Origin of the sequence: Umezawaea sp. (genome assembly GCF_036375055.1) — a bacterium.
In the GTDB taxonomy this organism is placed as follows: Bacteria; Actinomycetota; Actinomycetes; order Mycobacteriales; family Pseudonocardiaceae; genus Umezawaea.
In genome coordinates, this window is the sequence record NZ_DASUSQ010000176.1 from 1 (window position 1) to 17,997 (window position 17,997).

Below are 17,997 nucleotides of genomic sequence, written 5' to 3' on the forward strand. Positions count from 1 at the left end.
TGGTGGAGTTGGTGCAGGCGCAAAGAGAGCCTGCACCAACTCCACCAACGTGTGCATCGCAGAACTCTAGGTTTTCGCCAGCGGATGCGGCTCCTCAGTCAGCGCGGCGAGCGCGGTCGCGACCTCCTGGATATCGGCACGCACGTAGGTCGTGGTCGCACCCGCGTCACCAGGACCGACATGCCCGGCAAACGCCCTGGTGACCGCATAGCTGAAATTGCGTTCCACCCACGTCAACGTGGTGTGGCGCAACCAGTGCGCGGTCACCATCTGCGTCGCCACCCACGGCAAATGCTTACCTAACCTCTCCCACAGGTAGTCGTAGCGCCGCTTGGAGATCGGGCTGCCGTTGGCGTGACGGAACAACGGACCACCGTGATCCCCGCCGCGCTTCTCCGCATGCGCCAGCAGATGCGCCATCAGCGTCGGTGACACCGGCTGCCAGCGGTGGGTGTCGGCCTTCTCGTGCAACAACACCAAGCACTGTTCCGGATCCAGATCCTTGCAGTGCAACGATAGAAGTCCCCCGCGACGGCACGCGGTCTCGATGTGGAACCGCAGCATCAGCGCGTCCAACGCCGGATCGTCCCCGGTTCGCGAGGCCACCTCGACCAGATCGGCCACCCGCTCGTCGGGCAGACCGTGTCGGGTGGAGGGTTTACGGCGCGGTTTGTCCACCTTCATCGCCGGGTTCTGCGCCTCGGTGAGGAGGCCGTCGGCGACCGCGTGCTTGTACAGACACCGCAACGCCGCGATCAGGTGCTCCACCGCGTTCCCGCCGCCCCGGCCGTTGCGACGTACCACCCGATTGGCCCGCACGTACTGAGCCAACGCGCCGATGTCGGACGGGGTGACCTCGTCCAGGCGCCTGCCGCCCCAGCGTTCCAGCGCCCGGTTCCAATACGGCCCGTAGACGCGCAGGGTTCCCGGACTCGTCACGTTCCGCACGATCGGCACATACTCGGCGAAGGTCGGCACGTACGCTCGCTCCACCGGCTCAGCCACCAGATCCGCAGCCGACACGCCCAGACTTTTGAGCAACAGCAGGGCCGCGTCGATGGTCGCGCGATCCGGCGTAGCGGCGCTCACGCGTCATCACCGCCGAACACCCTCGCGTGGTGAGCCAACACCAGTCGATCCAACGTGGTCGTGGTGTGCACCGCCAGCACACCCCGTTCCAGGTCCGCGACCAGCAGCACCCGGTCCCCCGGCGACAGTGCGCACCAGTGCCGCACGGGAGCGGGAACCACCGCCAACAGCCCAGGCGGCACTCGGAACAGGCCCTCCTCGTCAGGCCGGATCAGAACCACGTCCCGCACCAGCGCGACATCGAGATGCTCATCCGACCGCCAGCCCAGGGCACGCATCATCCGACGATCGCCGAACCGGCCGCCACGGTCGAGGGTGGCCATCCCGTAGAGCATCGGCCGTTCGTGCGGCAACGTCGCGAGCCGCGGCAACGGCAACCCGGAGATCTCCCCCGACCGGGCGATCGAGGCCACGGTGTCCCGCACCGGGTGGACCAGTGCAGGAATGATCGACTCGGCGGTCATACGCGACACCACCCAGGGTGGGCGATCGACGGCAACGTCTTCCAGGGCACCCGGAAGACTGCTCCGAGCACCCTGGAAGACGTGAAACTGACCCTGTAGGCTTGCGAAATTTCGCAGCTGTGAGTGACCGAGGGGGGACTTGAACCCCCACGCCCTTTCGGGCACTAGCACCTCAAGCTAGCGCGTCTGCCATTCCGCCACCCGGTCTTTCGGCTTTCGCCGTGGTGTGTGCATAGATTACATGATCGTTCCCAGAGACCAAAATCGGGGGGTGTCTGGGAGGTTCCAGGGAGTGGAAGCAGTGGTAGGAAGGCTGCGTGAGCAACTTGGATGAGGGTGCGGGGCTGCTGCTGGCGCAGGACGAGGTCGTGGGGCTGGCCAGCGAGTTGATTCGGATCGACAGCACGAACACCGGGGATCCGTCGACCGTGGTCGGGGAGCGGGCCGCTGCCGAGTGGGTGGCTGAGAAGCTGGCCGAGGTGGGGTACGAGACGACCTACGTCGAGTCCGGGGCGAAGGGGCGGGGGAACGTCATCGCCCGGCTGGCCGGGGCTGATCGGGAGCGGGGGGCGTTGCTCGTGCACGGTCACCTGGACGTGGTGCCCGCTGACCCGTCCGAGTGGTCTGTGCACCCGTTCTCCGGGGCTGTGCAGGACGGGTACGTGTGGGGGCGCGGGGCTGTCGACATGAAGGACATGGTCGCCATGTCGCTGGCCGTGGCGCGCCGGTTCAAACGAGATGGGATCGTGCCTCCTCGGGACATCGTGTTCGCTTTCCTGGCGGATGAGGAGGCCGGCGGGTTCTTCGGGGCGAAGTGGCTGGTGGAGAACCGGCCCGAGCTGTTCGAGGGGGTCACGGAGGCGATCAGCGAGGTCGGTGGGTTCTCGATCACGTTGAAGGACGACGCCCGCGCCTACCTGGTGGAGACCGCCGAGAAGGGGATCCGGTGGTTGACGCTGCGGGTGCGCGGGACCGCCGGGCACGGGTCGATGATCCACCGGGACAACGCGGTGGCGAAGTTGGCCGAGGCGGTGACGAAGCTGGGCAACCACCAGTTCCCGCTGGTGGTGCGGCCGTCGGTGCGGGAGTTCCTGGACGGGGTCACGGAGATCACCGGGTGGGACTTCCCCGAGGAGGACCTCGAAGGGGCGGTCGGGAAGCTCGGGGCGTTGTCGCGGATGATCGGGGCGACGTTGAGGGACACCGCCAACCCGACGATGTTGTCGGCGGGCTACAAGGCGAACGTGATCCCGTCGGTGGCGCAGGCCACTGTGGACTGCCGGATCCTGCCCGGTCGGGAGGAGGCGTTCGACCGGGAACTGGCGGAGCTGCTCGGGCCTGACGTGGAGCGCGAGTGGGTCGGGTTGCCGCCGGTGGAGACGACGTTCGACGGGGCGTTGGTGGACGCGATGGCCGCGTCGATCACGGCTGAGGACCCCGGTGCGCGGGTGCTGCCCTACATGTTGTCGGGTGGCACGGACGCGAAGTCGTTCCAACGGCTGGGGATTCGGAACTTCGGGTTCGCGCCGTTGAAGCTGCCCGCGGACCTGGACTTCTCGGCCCTGTTCCACGGGGTGGACGAGCGGGTGCCGGTGGACGCGCTGAAGTTCGGTGTGCGGGTGTTGGAGCGGTTCCTGCGGAACTCGTGACGTCGAGCGGCCGGGGCGCGGATGTCGCGCTCCGGCCGGTCGTGACCGGGTCGCGCGGTGGTGTCAGAGGGCGAACTGGGCTTTGACGCCCGCGATGAAGGTGTCGTCGGTGCTGGCGCGGGCGTCGAGGGCGGCCTTGACGTCGTCTCCCGCGGTGTAGCGCAGCTGGTCGGTGCCGTCGGTGGCGGCGGTGACGATGACGTCGGCCACGAGGGAGGGTTGCGCCGCCGCGGTGAGGAAGTCCTGGAACCCCGCGATCACCTTCTGCACGATGGGCTGGTAGTCGGTCAGGGAGTCGTCGTTGGCGAAGTCGAGCGAGCGGCCCGTGAACTCGGTGGCGACGGCGCCGGGCTCGATGATCTTGACCTTGATGCCCAGCGGGGCCAGTTCGAAGTGCAGGGACTCCGAGATGCCTTCGACGGCGAACTTCGACCCGTGGTAGAGGCTGCCGAGGGGGAACGTCACCCGGCCGCCGATCGAGCTGATGTTGACGACGCAGCCCGACCCCTTGGCGCGCAGGTGCGGCAGGACCGCCTGGGTGGTGGCGAGCAGGCCGATCACGTTGGTGTCGAACTGCTGCCTGATGCGGGCGGCCGGGAACGCCTCGAGCGGCCCGTAGGCGCCGTAGCCCGCGTTGTTGACCAGGACGTCGATGCCGCCGAACCTGGCCGTGGTCGCGGCGACGGCCTCGTCGATCGACGTCTGGTCGGTGACGTCCAGGCGGGTGACGAGAACGTTGTCGAGTGCGGTCAGCTCCTGCTCGGCACGGGGGTCGCGCATGGTGGCGACCACGTTCCAGCTGCGGGCGTGGAACGCGAGGGCCGTGGCTCGGCCGATGCCCGAGGAGGTGCCGGTGATCAGAACGGTCTGGGACATCGTGGTTCTCGTTTCGGGTGGAGGGGTTCGTCTTGTTCTCCACCCTAGGAAGGGGAATCAGCGGCGGCAGTAGCGAGACGCGCCGTCCCGGTGGCCATGTGCGCCACCCGTTCCGCGCGGGTTCGGGCCGGTGTGCTGCCCGTCCAGGAGCGGTAGGCCCGGTAGAACGACTTGGGGTCGTCGTAGCCGAGCAGGAACGAGATCTGCTCGGTGGTGAGGTCGTCGTCGCGCAGGTACCGGTGCGCCAGCGTGGTCCTGGTGTCGGTGAGAACGGCCTGGAACGTGGTCCGCTCGCGCAGCAGCCTGCGTTGCAGCGTGCGGGTGCTGACGGCCAGCGAGCGGGCGACGCCCTGCATCGTGCCCTGGCCGGTGGGGAGGAGTTCCAGGAGCGCGGCGCGCACCCGGTCGGTGGTCGAGGCGTCGCGGTTGACCTCGGACAGCCGCTTGCGCAGTTCGGGTTCGAAGTACTGCCACATCAGCTCGTTGGCGGTGAGGAACGGCCGGTGGGCGTCGTCGGCCGCGAACGTGATCGCGGGCCGCGGTGCCTGCTCCACGTCGATGCCGAGGTAGTCGAGGAACGGTCGGGTGTCGTCGGGGACGTCGGGCACGGTGAGCCGGAGCGGACGCACGTCGTGGCGGGTGCCGATGCGCGCCATCGCCACCCAGAACACGAGTTCGGCGATCACGAGGACGGGTGGCGGGGTGTGGCCGTCGGGCCACAGGCAGGTCAGCGTCAGGTCTGTTCCACCAGTGGTCACGTCCAGGCGCAGGGGGCCGATGAGCGCCTTGTAGCCCGCAAGCCTGCGGGCCGCGGTGTCGAGGTCGCGGCTGCACAGCGCGGCGAACATGGGTGGGTTGAACACCTCCGGTGAGAGCGACCGGCCGATGCGCACGACGAGGTCCGGGCTGTCGGCCTCGGCTTCCAGCGCCTCCCAGAACGCGAAGTAGTCTCGCGATTCGAGGGTGACGGGCCCGTGGGCCAGCAGGTCCGCGGGCTGGCCCGCTCGTCGGAGCACGTTCGGCAGGGATATCCCGAGGTCGTGCAGCAGGGCACCCGCGGTCGTGTCGAGCGCGAACCTGTCCACGTCTGCTCTCCTGGTCGTGGTGGCGGTGGCGGTTCCACCGTATTCGCCGGAACGGGCGCGGAGGGGGCGGGCCGCGGAACGTCGCATCGAACGCTTTGGCTGTGGCGCACGTAGACACGTTCGTGGCCAACAAGGAGAACGACGGGGTACTGGCTCGGCGGTGTCGAGGCTCCGATCGCGGCGGGACGTCCGGTGTCCGCGGTGGCGGGGCGGCCAGATGAGACGACGTTCGTCGTCCCCCGGCGCGGCGGCTCTTCCCGCGGGTGGGGCCCGGTTCTGGCCTGTTCAGCCGGTCACGACGCCCGAAGAACTGCTCGCCGGAGCCGGTGCCGGGACGCCGGGTCCACGCCCGCGGACGTGTGGTCCACCCAGCGCGGGGGTACTCGTTCGCCGTGCGGGCGACGAGTGATCTTGGTCGGCTCCTGGTCGGGCGATCCGCGTCGGCGCGGTGCGGTGAACGCTCTCGGCGGTGTTCGGAGCGACCGAGTCCCACTACCGTAGACGTGGTGGAAGCGTTGGCCGAACGGCGCTCCGGGCCGGTCACCTCGACCGTGGCCGCTCACCCGGATCAGACGCCGCCAGACCGTGTCGACGTGATGAGCCACGGGTGCGCGGCGGTGGAGCCCGGCCCCTTCCCCGCGTCTTCTCGGACGTCCGCGCAGGTTGGCACCGCGGTGATCGGCGCGGGCGAGCACCGCCACCCCCTCCGGTGGCCCGGGTGCTGCCGCAGCACTGTCTTCCCTCCCCACGAGGCACGTCAAACAGGAGGTCATGTCCATGGGCGCGGTCCGCGACCTCGTGAACGAACTCAGGCGGCGTGGCGCGACGGTCCACGAGTGGCCCGGCTGGGACGGCCGGGGCAACTCCGGGGTGTCGCAGATCAGTCCGGTCGGCGCGGTCCTCCACCACACGGCGACCGGTTACGGCTCGGCGTTCCAGGCCCTCGTCACCGGGCGGCCCGACCTCCCCGGTGCTCTGTGCAACTTCTCGGGCAATTCGGACGGATCGTTCACGGTGATCGCCTCCGGCCTGGCCTACCACGCGGGCCGCGGCGCGGGCCCGTCCCTCGGCCCGCTCAGCCCGTACGCCGGGAACATGAACCGCTACACCGTCGGTCTGGAGATCGTCTACCCGGGCAACCAGCCCATGACCGACGCCCAGTGGCGGTCGATGATCCTGTTCGGCAGGGCCGTCGTCGACCTGTTCGCCGGGGGCGACCCGGAGCACGTCCGGGCCCACGCCGAGACGAACGGCCGCACGGGTGACGGCAAGTGGGACCCCGGCTTCGCCCCAGGGCAGACGATCGACATGGCGGCCGTGCGCCGCGACATCGGCAACTGGGATCCATCAACCCCTTCATCGGAGGATGACAACGTGGCTCTCATCAACACGACGATCCCCGCCCACGAGGGCGATGGTGACCGCAAGTGGTACTCCGTCGCCGTCCCGCCCGTCGAGGGATCGCTGAGCGTCCCGGTCAACGGTCAGGCGTGGGTCCACCTCCACGCGCCCAACAGCGAGGCGACGGTGGAGGTCTGGAGTTCGGCGTCGGGGTTCGGGACTCCCCTGGCGACCATCACCGTGAAGCCCGACGCCTACGTGTCCATCCAGCTCACTCCCGGCACCACCGGCCTGTCCTTCCGCTACCTGGAGGGGACGCAGGACGTGGCCGTCACCCTCGAGACCTACCGGCCCTGATCGCACTCGGCGGACCTGCTCAGGGCGTCGCCCCCGGCGGTCGGCGGACCGGTGGCACCGGGCTGCCGGCCGTCCACCCGGTCGATTAGCGTGCCTCGGTGCCGCGCGCTGGAGGGCGGGCTACCGCCGCGCGGGTCAGGAGGAACGCCGGCAGGGACAGGCCGAGGCCGAACCTGACGGCCCACGTGGTGGCCGGTTCTTCTTGGCGTTGCGGGGAAACGACGACCGAGACGGCGGTGCCCGCCCACCAGCCCACGAGCGGGCGGTGCCGGCGGGCTCCGGGTTCGCCGGGGTCTCTGCGGTCAGCACGTCGGGCCGGGGTGCGGTTGCCCTGCCGCCGGATGGTCTCCCCTGGTCAGAGGGGTCGCGTGCGGAATTGTCGGACCTCGCCTCTACCGTGCTCCCCAGTCGAACCGAACTGGGAGATGTGCCGTGCGCAGGTGGGAACTCGTTGCCGATGGCTCCGCGAAGTTCTGGGAGGTCGGGCGGAACGGCACAGGGGTGACCGTGCGCTACGGGCGGCTCGGTTCGGCGGGGCAGACCAAGGTCAAGGACTTCGCGTCGGACGCGCTCGCGGTGGCGCACGTGGACAAGCTCGTGGCGGAGAAGGTGAGGAAGGGGTACCGGGAGGTCGGTGGCGTGCCCGTGCCGGTCTCCGACGGGGGTGCGGCGGTCGCTGTCGCCGAGGACGGGGGTGCGGCGGTCGCTGCCACCGAGCGGCCGGACGAGTCGGCGTTCGTGGTGCCGCCGTCGTGGCGCGTCGCGGTCAAACCGGGGCGTGGGCAGGGTGGGCGGCGAGCGGTCAAGTCCGCTCGGGACGTCGAGGCCTTCCTGCGGTCCAAGTTGGAGCCGCGTCCCGACCGGTTGACCGCGCTGCTGGTGAACCCGGAGTCGGTGCCGGACCTCGTGGACGCGGCGCGGGCCTACCTGGACGGTCGTCCGACGCCGCTGGGGGCGGCGGTCGTGGGGGCGGCGCTGACCGACGAGGCGTCGCGGTACTACGGCAGGGAGGACATCGCCACCCTCGCGGACGCGTGGGTCGTCCGGCACGGGTTCGCGTTCGCGGCGCAGGCGGCGAGCGACCTCGGGCGGCTGCTCGTCTTCTGGTCGGGTCGGCGCAACCGCTCGACGGCGGCGGTGGGGTGGCGCACCGAGGACCGTCACACCTGGCCGTACGCCAACCGCCAGGTCGTGGAGCGGCTGCGGGTGTTGCTGGCCGGAGCGGCCGAGGCCGACTACCTGGCCGCGGTGGAGGCGTTGTCCACGCGGCGCGACGACCTGCTGACGCGGACGATCGCGGCGTTCCTGGCGCCGACCAGGGGCGAGTGGATCGACGAGCTGGTCACCGAGGTGCTGGCCGGGGGTTCCCTGGTGGAGGAGCACAGGCTGTTCCTCACGTCCCTGCGGACGGTCGAGCAGGTGCGGGCGGTGTTCGCCGTGGACGCGTACCGGTGGTGGGCCGCCGACAAGGACGTCCTGCCGACCGTGGTGTGCGCGGTCGGCTCGGGCATCGCCCCCGTCCTGGCCGGGCTGCTCGACGACGAGACGGGCGCGGAGCAGCGCAGGCTCGTGGTCGAGGCGCTCGCGTGGCTGCCGACCGACGAGGCGTTCAGGCTGCTGGTGGACCGGGTGGACGAGAAGTTCGTGCTGGCCGCCGTGGTCAGCGCGATCAAGCGGTACCCGGAGCGGGCGCTGCGGGTGTTGGCCGCCGTGAGCGGGTCGGCGACGGTGACGTCGTTGCTGGTCGGGCACGTGAGGGCCAACCCCGACCTCGTGGCGGCGGTGCTGCCGGGGTTGGACGAGGGTTCGCGGGCGGCGGTCGAGTCGGCGGTCGCGGACGAGGAGTCCGTGCCGGACGCACCCGCGGACCTGCTGCCGCGGGTGCTGGTCGCTCCTCCGTGGACGGTCGAGCGCGCGGCGGTGAAGCCGGTCGTCGTGGCCGGGCTGGAGTCGCCGACGACGCGGGAGGTCCGGTGGCAGCCGGGTGAGCGGGAGGTGTGGTCGGAGGCGTTCGGCGACTACTACTGGGCCGACGCGACGTTCCCCGAGTGGGCGGTCGCGGTCGCTCGGCTGCTGGCGGGCAACATCCCCCACCACATGCAGCCCGCGCTGGTGTTGAAGGCCCCCAAGGAGTTGCTGCGCCGCCACCTCGTGGACTGGCGGCCGGAGATGTGGTCGGCGATGGACTGGGCGAAGCCGTTCGTGGCCCGCTTCGAGGTCGACGCGCTCCCGGTCGCCCTGCGGATCGCGAGAGCGGATCCGACGGCGGGCGCGGAGGTGCTGCTGCCGTTCGCCGACGGCGAGGTCGCGTTGCTGATGGCGGACTGGTTGGCGCGGCTCAAGTCGGTGCACGCCGTCGCGGTCGCGTGGTTCCTGCGGCACCCGGAGGTCGCGGTGCGGGCGCTGCTGCCCGCCGCGCTGGCGAAGCCGGGCAAGGCGCGGCGGGAGGCCGAGGCCGCGCTGCGGCTGGTCGCGGCGCGCGGGCACGGCGACGTGGTGCGGCGGGTGGCGGCCGAGCACGGGGACCGGGTCGTGCGGGCGGCGGAGGCGCTGATCGCCGCCGACCCGCTGGACCACCTCCCGGCGAAGATGCCCGTGGTCGGTGACTGGGCGGATCCGGTGCTGCTCCCCCGGATCCTGCTGCGGGACCGGCGGAACGCGCTGCCCGTGGTGGCGGCCGGGCACGTGCTGGTGATGCTGGCGATGTCCAAGCCCGACGACGTGTACGCGGGTGTCGAGGTGGTGCGGGAGGTGTGCGACCCGGAGTCGCTGGCGCGGTTCGCGTGGGCGGCGTTCGAGGCGTGGCGGGCCAACGGGACACCGCCGAAGGACGGGTGGGTGCTGCCCGCGCAGGGGCTGGTCGGCGACGACGAGACCGTGCGGGCGCTGGCGCCGGTGATCCGGGCGTGGCCCGGTGAGGGCGGGCACTCCAAGGCGGTGGCCGGGCTCGGGGTGCTGGCGGCGATCGGCAGCGACGTGGCGCTGCTGCACCTCAACGGGATCGCGCAGAAGGCCCAGTTCGGCGGGTTGAAGACGCGGGCGCGGGAGAAGATCGAGGAGGTCGCCGCCGCGCTCGGGCTGACCGGGGACCAGCTGGCCGACCGGCTCGTGCCGGACTTCGGGCTGGACGACGCGGCGACGCTGGTGGTCGACTACGGGCCGCGGCGGTTCGTGGTCGGCTTCGACGAGCAGCTCAAGCCGTACATGGTGGACGGCGACGGCAAGCGGCGCAAGGACCTGCCGAAGCCGGGCGCGAAGGACGACCCGGAGTTGGCGCCCGCGGAGCACAAGCGGTTCGGGGTGTTGAAGAAGGACGTGCGCACCGTCGCGGCCGACCAGATCCGCCGGTTCGAGGCGGCGATGGTGCTGCGGCGGCGGTGGTCCGCCGCGGAGTTCCGGTCGTTGTTCGCCGAGCACCCGCTGCTGTGGCACGTCGTGCGGCGGCTGGTGTGGATCACCGAGGACGGGCGGGCGTTCCGGCTGGCCGAGGACCGCACGCTCGCCGACGTGCACGACGACGCGGTGGAACTGGCCGAGGACGCGGTCGTGGGGATCGCGCACCCGCTCGACCTGGGCGACTCGCTCGGTGGGTGGGCGGAGGTGTTCGCCGACTACGAGATCCTCCAGCCGTTCCCGCAGCTGGGCAGACCGGTCCACCGGCTGTCCGAGGACGAGCGGACGGCGTCGACGCTCAAGCGGTTCCAGAACACCACGGTCCCGGTCGGCAAGCTGCTCGGGCTGACCAACAGGGGGTGGCAGCGCGGCGAGCCGCAGGACGCGGGCATGGAGTGCTGGATCACCCGACCGGTGGCCGGTGGGACGGTCGTGGTCAACCTGAACCCCGGTATCGCGGTCGGTGTCGTCACGATGTTCGAGGACCAGGAGTTGACCGACGTCTGGCTCAACGACCGCGGCGGCGCGTGGCGGCGCGGCGGGTCGCGGACGTTCGGTGAACTCGACCCGATCACGGCGTCCGAAGTGCTGGCCGACCTGACCTCCCTGACGAACTGAGGAAGAACCGTTGTCCGACACCACGAAGGTCCAGCGGCCACCGGCCGAGGTCAGGTTCGCCGACGAGTTGGCGCGGCTGCGCGAGAGCGACACCGCGCACCGGCCGCCGGGGTGGGCGCTGAGCCTGCAAGGGGCTCGGCGGTTCATCGTCGGTGACGAGCGGGAGGGAATCACCCGCAAGTTCGTCGGCGACCCGTCGCTGATCGACCGGGCGCTGGTGACGTTGGCGACCAGTCGCGGGTTGATGCTGGTCGGTGAGCCGGGCACGGCGAAGTCGCTGCTGTCGGAGCTGATCGCGGCGGCGGTGTGCGGGGAGTCGACGCTGACGATCCAGGGGGGCGCGGCGACGACCGAGGACCAGATCAAGTACTCGTGGAACTACGCGCTGCTGGTCGCGGAGGGGCCGTCGCCGCGGTCGCTGGTGCCCGCACCGATGCTGCGGGGCATGGCCGAGGGGAAGGTCGTGCGGTTCGAGGAGATCACCCGGTGCCCGCTGGAGGTGCAGGACAGCCTGCTGTCGCTGCTGTCCGAGCGGGTGGTGGCGATCCCGGAGCTGCCGGGGTCGGACGGGATGGTGTTCGCCAACGACGGGTTCACCGTCATCGCGACGGCCAACACGCGCGACCGAGGGGTCAACGAGATGAGCGCGGCGCTCAAGCGGCGGTTCAACTTCGAGACGGTGTTCCCGATCGCCGACTTCGGCACCGAGCTGGACCTGGTGGAGCAGGAGGCGCGGACGCTGCTGGAGCGGTCCGGGGTCGGGGTGCAGCCGCGGCGGGACGTGCTGGAGGTGCTGGTGACGACGTTCCGGGAGCTGCGGGACGGGGTGACGTCGTCGGGGCAGCCGATGGACCGGATGTCGACGGTGATGAGCACGGCGGAGGCGGTGTCGGTGGCGCACGCGGTCGGGTTGCGCGGGTGGTTCCTGCGGGGTGAGGCCGGTACTCCAGCGGACCTGGTGGAGTGCCTGGCGGGGACGGCGGCCAAGGACAACGCGGACGACCTGGCCAGGTTGCGGCGCTACCTGGAGCAGCAGGCGTCGAAGCGGCGCGGTGAGCAGTGGCAGGCGCTGCACCGGGCTCGTCACCTGCTGCCCGGCTGATGGCGACGACGTTCATCGGGGTTCGGCACCACAGTCCGGCGTGCGCCGGGCTGGTGGCGTCGACGATCTCACGGCTGCGGCCCGCGCACGTGCTGATCGAGGGGCCGGTCGACATGAACGGTCGGCTCGACGAGCTGCTGCTCGGCCACGAGCTACCGGTCGCGGTCTACACCTACTACCGCGACGGGGAGCGGTCGCACGCGTCGTGGACGCCGTTCTGCGACTACTCCCCCGAGTGGGTCGCGCTGCGCGCGGGCCGGGAGTGCGGGGCGCAGGTGCGGTTCATCGACCTGCCCGCGTGGCACCCGGCGTTCGCGGGGCGCGGCAACCGGTACGCCGACGCGGAGGCGCGGTACACCGAGGTGACGGGGAGGTTGTGCCGGGAGTTCGCGGTGGACAACGTCGACACGCTGTGGGACCACCTGTTCGAGGTGGAGCCCGCGGACGGGGTGGCGGAGCGGTTGACGGCGTACTTCGACCTGCTGCGCGGTGAGGCGACGACCGAGCACGCGGACGTGGAGCGCGAGGCGTACATGGCGTCGTGGATCCGGGCGGCGCAGGCCGACGCGGGTGATCGGCCGGTGGTCGTGGTGACGGGTGGGTTCCACACGCCCGCGCTGCGGGCGATGACCGCGGGGCGATCCGGGTCGGCGGGTCAGGGCTCGCCGGTGGTCCAGGGCTCGCCGGCGGGCCAGGGGTGGCCGGAGGGAGCGGGGCAGGACTGGCGGGAGTCTGCGGGGCAGGGCTGGCCGGAGGGCGCGGGCTGGGACCGGTGGAAGTCCGCGGAACAGGACTGGCAAGAGCCTGCGGAACACGGGTGGCCGGAGGGAACAGGCCGAGACCGGCGGAAGTCCGCAGGCCAGGAGCGGCCGGAGGGGGCGGAGCGGGACCGGCGGGAATCCGAGGGCCGGGAGCCGCCCGAGGGAACGGGCCCAGACCACCGGGAATCTGCCGGGTCTGGGTGGTCGGGGCCGGAGGGGCAGGACTGGCAGGAGGCAGCGGGGCAGGGGTGGCGGGAGGCAGCGGGGCAGGGCTGGCCTGAGGTGCCGCGGCCTCCGGAGGAGGCGGTGGGGGCGAGTTATCTGGTGCCGTACTCGTTCCGGCGGTTGGACGCGTTCACCGGCTACCAGTCGGGGATGCCGTCGCCGGAGTACTACCAGCACCTGTGGACCGACGGGGTGGCCGGTGCGGGGGTGGCGCTGGTGGAGTCGGTGGTGGGGCGGTTGCGGCGGCGCAACCAGCCGGTGTCCACCGCTGACCTGATCGCGGCGCGGACGCTCGCGGACGGGTTGGCGCGGCTGCGCGGGCACGCGCACCCGTCGCGGACGGACGTGCTGGACGGGTTGGTCGGCGCGCTGGTGTCGGAGGACCTGTCGCAGCCGCCGCCGTGGACGGTGCGGGGGCCGCTGCGGCCGGGTGCGCACCCGGCGGTGGTGGAGATGGTGGCGGCGCTCAGCGGTGACCGGGTGGGGCGGTTGCACTCGGCGACGCCTTCTCCCCCGCTGGTCGCGGCCGTGACGGCGGAGCTGGCCGCGGTGGGGCTGGACGGCGCGGGTGAGGTCGCGGTCGACCTGACCGGCGACCTCGGGTTGCGGCGCAGTCGCGTGCTGCACCGGTTGCGGGTGCTGGGGGTCGCGGGGTTCCAGCGGTTGTCCGGGCCCAGAGGTGGGGGTGATCCGGTCTACACCGAGCGGTGGCGGCTGACGCCGTCCGACGGCAGGCTGCCCGCGCTGATCGAGGCGGCGGCGTACGGGGCGACGCTGGACGAGGCCGCGGCCGGGGTGCTGCACGAGCGGGTGCCGGACGCGGAGGTCGACGAGCTGGCGGCGGTGCTGTTCGACGCGGCGCTGTGCGGGATCACGGCGCTGGGCGACGGTGTGGTGTCGGCGTTGCGGGCTCGGGTGGCGGCGGTGTCGGACGTGGCGGCACTCGGTCGGGTGCTGGCGACCGTCGTGGGGCTGTGGCGCTACGACGGGCTGTTCGGGACGGCGGGCAGTCCGGTGCTGGGCGCGGTGATCAGCGGTGCGGTGACGCGGCTGCTGTGGCTGGTGGAGGGGCTGCACGGCGGGGCGGGTCCCGCTGACCGCAGGCGGTTGCTGGCGGTGGCCGCGACCAGGGACGCGGTGCTGCACGCCGACGCGGTGCTGGAGACCGGGCGGGACGCGGCGGTAGCGGTGCTGCGGCGGGTCAGCGCCGACCCGCAGGGGCCGCCGGACCTGCGCGGTGCGGCGTTCGGGTTCTGCTGGTCGCTGGGTGACGGCGGCGACGTGGAACGGGCCGTGCGGGGCATGTCCGGGCCGAGGACGATCGGTGACTGGCTGGCGGGGCTGTTCGCGGTGGCCCGCGAGGAGGTGCTGTCCGCCGACGCCGTGGTCGGGCTGTTGGACGAACTCGTGCACGCGTTGTCCGAAGAGGACTTCCTGATCGCGCTTCCCGCGTTGCGGCAGGCGTTCGCGTTCTTCCCGCCGTCGGAGCGGGAGACGATCGCGAAACGGGTGCTGGTGGCGCGGGGCGAGGGCGGGGCCGTCGGGTCGCTGCGGCTCGACGTGGACCCGGCGGTGGTGGCGGCCGGGATGGCGTTGGAGGCCAAGGTCGACGCGGTGCTCGCGCGGGAGGGGTTGGCATGACCGGGATGGAGCGGTGGCGGCTGATCCTCGGAGAGCCCGCCGGGCCGCACTGCGGCGCGCTGGAGGGTCCCGCGGCGGGTCGGGACGCGGCGCTGGAGTGGCTCTACGGTCGGGAGGCAGACCGGGAGGACCGCGATGTGCGGCGCGGCGGGCAGGGTGGTTCGGTGCTGACGACCGTGACCTGGCTGGACGACGTGCACCGGCTGTTCCCGAAGGAGACGATCGAGCGGCTGGAGCGCGACGCCGTCGAGCGCTACGACATCACCGAGATCGTCACCGACCCGGAGGTGCTGGCGCGGGTCGAGCCGAACGCGGCGCTGCTGCGGGCCGTGCTGCGCACCAAGCACCTGATGAACCCCGAGGTGCTGGCGATGGCCCGGCGCATCGTGGAGGCCGTGGTCGCGGAGATGGTGCGCAAGCTGGCCAAGGAGGTGCGGCAGGCGCTCAGCGGCACGCGGTCGCGGCGGCCGAGCACGTTCAAGCAGGCCCGCAACTTCGACTTCCGGCGGACGATCCGGGCGAACCTGGCGCACTACGACCCCGTGCGGCGGCGGGTGTCCATCGAGAAGCCGATGTTCTCCTCGCGCACGCGGCGGCACCTGGAGCAGTGGCAGCTGATCCTGGTGGTGGACCAGTCCGGGTCGATGGCGGGGTCGGTGATCCACTCGGCGGTGTCGGCGTCGTGCCTGTGGGGTCTGCCCGGTCTCAAGACGCACCTGATCGCGTTCGACACGTCGGTGGTGGACCTGACCTCGGACGTGACGGACCCGGTCGAGCTGCTGATGAAGGTGCAGCTCGGTGGTGGCACGGACATCGCGAAGGCCGTCGCCTACGCCGACGGGCTGGTCGAGAACCCGAGGCGGGCGATCGTCGTGGTGATCTCCGACTTCTACGAGGGCGGGGATCCGAACCGGTTGGTGCGCACCGTGCGCAAGCTCGTCGAGCAGGGGTCCGAGGTGCTGGGGCTCGCGGCGCTCGACGAGGACGCGAACCCCGACTACGACAGGGATCTGGCGCAGCGGTTGGCGGACGTGGGCGCGCACGTGGGGGCGATGACGCCGGGTCGGCTGGCCGAGTTCGTCGCGGAGAGGATCGGCTGATGCGGGACGACCTGCTCGCGTTGACACCGGAGGCGTTGACGGCGCTGGCCAACCGGGGTCTGGTGAAGCGCGCGACGAAGGACCTGGACGCGGGCGCTGGGCCGGTCGTCGAGGTCGAGGGCGACGCGGTGCGCGGTCGGTTCCCCGACGGGGTGGAGGTCGAGCTGCCGGTCGGGGTCGCGCTCGGGGCGGCGCCGTGTTCGTGCGGTGCGCACGCGGTGTGCAGGCACCGGATCGCGGTGGTGCTGGCCTACCAGCGTCGGCACGAGGACGAGCCCGCGCCGGAGTTCACGGCGTGGTCGCCGGGTGCGATCGACGACGCGGCGCTCACCGCGCTGCTGGGCGCGCGGGGGTTCGCGGCGGCTCGGCGGTCGCACGCGGCAGGCTACCCGGTGCGGCTGCGCAGACCGACGGCGGCGGACCCGGCCGCGAGCGCTGAGCTGCCGTCGTGCACGGTGCGGTTCCTGGTGCCGGGTGAGCTGGGCTACGTGCACGCGGACGCGACCGCCGCGCGGCGGGACGAGTTCGTGGCGCACGCGGTGTGGGCGTTCCGCGAGGCCGATGAGCGCGGGCTGGTCGAGGACGTGGTGCGGTTCGACGTCGGTGGGGGCGCCGGGCCGGACCGGGCCGGGCTGGCGGGCGTGCTGGAGTTGGCCGACCGGGTGCTGCTCGACGGTGCGGCGCACGCCGACCCGGTGCTGGACGCCGGGCTGCGGCGGACCAGGGTCGAGCTGGGTGCTCGCGGTCTGCACTGGCCCGCGGCGGCGGTGGACGACCTGGTGGGTCAGTTGGAGGCCTATCGGGAGCGGTCGGCGCACTACCGGCCGGAGCGGTTCGCGGAACTGGTCGCGGAGCTGCACGCGCGGCACCGGGCGACCGGTGCGCGGTCGCAGGTGCTGGGCACGGACGTGCCCGCCGAGACGCCGATGAACCGGGTGCGGGTGACGGCGCTGGGGTGCCGGGTGCGCGGCACGGTCGAGGACCGGACGGTGGAGGTGTTCTTCGCCAGCGGTCCGACGACGCTGGTGCTGCGGCACCGCTGGGCGATCGGGGAGACCGAGTCGCCGACGGGGCACGACCTCGCGCCCCGTCGGGTCGCGGGCACGGCGCTGGGTGCGCTGGCGGCGTCGAACGTCGTGTCCGAGTCGGCGTCGCGCAGCGCGAGCCAGGTGCTGAAGGTGTCGGCGGGGCGGGTGTCCAAGACGTCGATCACGCCGGTGGGGCGGTCGTGGGAGGGGTTGCCCGAGCCGGTGCTGGTCCGGTCGCTCGCGGCGGAGGCGGGTGCGTTGGAGCGGTTGCCGCCCCGGTTGGTGCGGGCGCGGGTGGAGGCCGAGCTGGTGCGGGTCGTGGCGGTCGCCGAGGTGCGGTCGGTCGGGTACTCCTCCGGTGCGCAGCGGTTGGACGCGGTGGTCGCGGACGAGTTCGGGACGACGGCGACGATCTCGGCGACCCACCGGGGTGTCGCTCCTGGTGCGCTGGACGCGTTGGCCGGGGCGTTGGAGTCCGGGCCGACGATGGTGAGCGGGTCGCTGCGGCGGGTCGGGGGTGTGGTCGTGATCGACCCGCTCGCGGTGCTGACGGATGCGGGTGTGGTGGTGCTCGACCTGGCTCCGGTGGGGGACGTCGGGATGGTGCCGGGGTATCGCGAACCCGAGTCGGACCTGATCGGGGACGCGGTGGACGAGGCGCTGGCGGTGTGCGCGGATGCGGCGCACCGGGGGTTGCGGCACGTCACGCCGAGTCTGCGCTCGCGGCTCGGGGACGCGGCGGCGGAGTTGCGGCGGGTGGGTTTGCACGGGAACGCCGCCGCCGTGGCGGCGCTTGGGGAGGAGGTGAGTGCGAGGACGTGGGTGGACGCGCAGGTGCGGTTGCTGACCACGCTGGAGTGCCGGTGACGGTTGGTTGTGGACGGGGTACGGCGGTGCCGGTCGGTTGAGGGGATTTCGGGGCAGAGTCCGGAGAGGGCTGGTGCTCGGTGGTGCCGGTCGGTTGGTTGCGGGTTCAGGAGGAGAGTTCAGGAGGAGGGGCAGGGAGAACTGCGGGCCTGGTTGTGGTGGTGATCGGCTTGGCGCGGGCGCGGGTTCGTGGCTAATGATGGGTTCAGCGGTGGTGGGTGTCTGGAAACCGGGTCAGCGGTGGAGGGTGTCCGGGGAGCCGGGTCAGCGGTGGTGGGCTTTCCAGGCTTGTTCGGCGGCGTGGTAGCCGCTCATGCCGTGCACGCCCGCGCCTGGCGGGGTGGCGGCTGAGCACAGGTACATGCCTGGAACGCCGGTGTAGTAGGGGTTTGGGGTGGGTC

11 protein-coding genes and 1 tRNA gene are annotated in these 17,997 nt (G+C 72.0%); 7 read left to right on the forward strand and 5 right to left on the reverse strand.

Going from position 1 to position 17,997, the window contains the following annotated elements:
• Nucleotides 1-66: 66 nt before the first annotated feature.
• From VFZ92_RS41265 to VFZ92_RS41275, 3 genes are all read right to left on the reverse strand, one after another.
• Complete coding sequence (locus tag VFZ92_RS41265) at nt 67-1,089, reverse strand: tyrosine-type recombinase/integrase (RefSeq protein WP_330883457.1); 1,023 nt, start codon at nt 1,087-1,089, stop codon at nt 67-69.
• Entirely contained in the window at nt 1,086-1,553 is a 468-nt protein-coding gene (locus VFZ92_RS41270; protein WP_330883459.1) for an AbrB/MazE/SpoVT family DNA-binding domain-containing protein, read from the reverse strand. Before VFZ92_RS41270 ends, VFZ92_RS41265 begins: the two co-directional genes overlap by 4 nt.
• Nucleotides 1,554-1,677: 124 nt before the next feature.
• Nucleotides 1,678-1,760, reverse strand: a tRNA-Leu gene (locus VFZ92_RS41275).
• A 119-nt stretch (nt 1,761-1,879) separates the two neighbouring features.
• Here VFZ92_RS41275 and VFZ92_RS41280 point away from each other — a divergent pair.
• Entirely contained in the window at nt 1,880-3,202 is a 1,323-nt protein-coding gene (locus VFZ92_RS41280; protein WP_330883478.1) for a M20/M25/M40 family metallo-hydrolase, read from the forward strand.
• 63 nt (nt 3,203-3,265) lie between these two features.
• Here VFZ92_RS41280 and VFZ92_RS41285 read toward each other — a convergent pair whose 3' ends face one another.
• The gene (locus VFZ92_RS41285) at nt 3,266-4,078 is read right to left on the reverse strand and encodes an SDR family oxidoreductase (RefSeq protein ID WP_330883461.1); all 813 of its coding nucleotides are present in this window, start codon (nt 4,076-4,078) and stop codon (nt 3,266-3,268) included.
• Nucleotides 4,079-4,122: 44 nt separating this feature from the next.
• Nucleotides 4,123-5,163: an AraC family transcriptional regulator ligand-binding domain-containing protein gene (locus tag VFZ92_RS41290; protein WP_330883464.1), complete on the reverse strand. Its 1,041-nt coding sequence runs from the start codon at nt 5,161-5,163 to the stop codon at nt 4,123-4,125.
• Between the two features lie 771 nt (nt 5,164-5,934).
• Here VFZ92_RS41290 and VFZ92_RS41295 point away from each other — a divergent pair.
• From VFZ92_RS41295 to VFZ92_RS41320, 6 genes are all read left to right on the forward strand, one after another.
• Nucleotides 5,935-6,861: a peptidoglycan recognition protein family protein gene (locus tag VFZ92_RS41295; protein ID WP_330883466.1), complete on the forward strand. Its 927-nt coding sequence runs from the start codon at nt 5,935-5,937 to the stop codon at nt 6,859-6,861.
• Nucleotides 6,862-7,293: 432 nt separating this feature from the next.
• Nucleotides 7,294-10,872 carry a DUF4132 domain-containing protein gene (locus VFZ92_RS41300; protein ID WP_330883468.1) on the forward strand — a complete coding sequence of 1,193 codons (3,579 nt, stop codon included), beginning with the start codon at nt 7,294-7,296 and terminating at the stop codon, nt 10,870-10,872.
• Nucleotides 10,873-10,882: 10 nt separating this feature from the next.
• Complete coding sequence (locus VFZ92_RS41305) at nt 10,883-11,974, forward strand: AAA family ATPase (protein ID WP_330883470.1); 1,092 nt, start codon at nt 10,883-10,885, stop codon at nt 11,972-11,974.
• The gene (locus VFZ92_RS41310; RefSeq protein ID WP_330883472.1) at nt 11,974-14,601 is read left to right on the forward strand and encodes a DUF5682 family protein; all 2,628 of its coding nucleotides are present in this window, start codon (nt 11,974-11,976) and stop codon (nt 14,599-14,601) included. Before VFZ92_RS41305 ends, VFZ92_RS41310 begins: the two co-directional genes overlap by 1 nt.
• Nucleotides 14,598-15,701, forward strand: a complete 1,104-nt coding sequence (locus VFZ92_RS41315; RefSeq protein WP_330883474.1) for a VWA domain-containing protein — start codon at nt 14,598-14,600, stop codon at nt 15,699-15,701. The genes VFZ92_RS41310 and VFZ92_RS41315 overlap by 4 nt, the downstream gene beginning before the upstream one ends.
• Nucleotides 15,701-17,596, forward strand: coding sequence for a hypothetical protein (locus tag VFZ92_RS41320; RefSeq protein WP_330883476.1), 1,896 nt, complete (start codon nt 15,701-15,703; stop codon nt 17,594-17,596). Before VFZ92_RS41315 ends, VFZ92_RS41320 begins: the two co-directional genes overlap by 1 nt.
• The last annotated feature ends 401 nt before the right edge of the window (nt 17,597-17,997 follow it).

Bases quoted from the DNA above. Each gene is read 5' to 3' on its own strand.
- VFZ92_RS41270 (WP_330883459.1), bottom strand. From the start codon at position 1,553: ATGACCGCCGAGTCGATCATTCCTGCACTGGTCCACCCGGTGCGGGAC.
- VFZ92_RS41285 (WP_330883461.1), bottom strand. From the start codon at position 4,078: ATGTCCCAGACCGTTCTGATCACCGGCACCTCCTCGGGCATCGGCCGA.
- VFZ92_RS41295 (WP_330883466.1), top strand. From the start codon at position 5,935: ATGTCCATGGGCGCGGTCCGCGACCTCGTGAACGAACTCAGGCGGCGT.
- VFZ92_RS41310 (WP_330883472.1), top strand. From the start codon at position 11,974: ATGGCGACGACGTTCATCGGGGTTCGGCACCACAGTCCGGCGTGCGCC.
- VFZ92_RS41315 (WP_330883474.1), top strand. From the start codon at position 14,598: ATGACCGGGATGGAGCGGTGGCGGCTGATCCTCGGAGAGCCCGCCGGG.
- VFZ92_RS41320 (WP_330883476.1), top strand. From the start codon at position 15,701: ATGCGGGACGACCTGCTCGCGTTGACACCGGAGGCGTTGACGGCGCTG.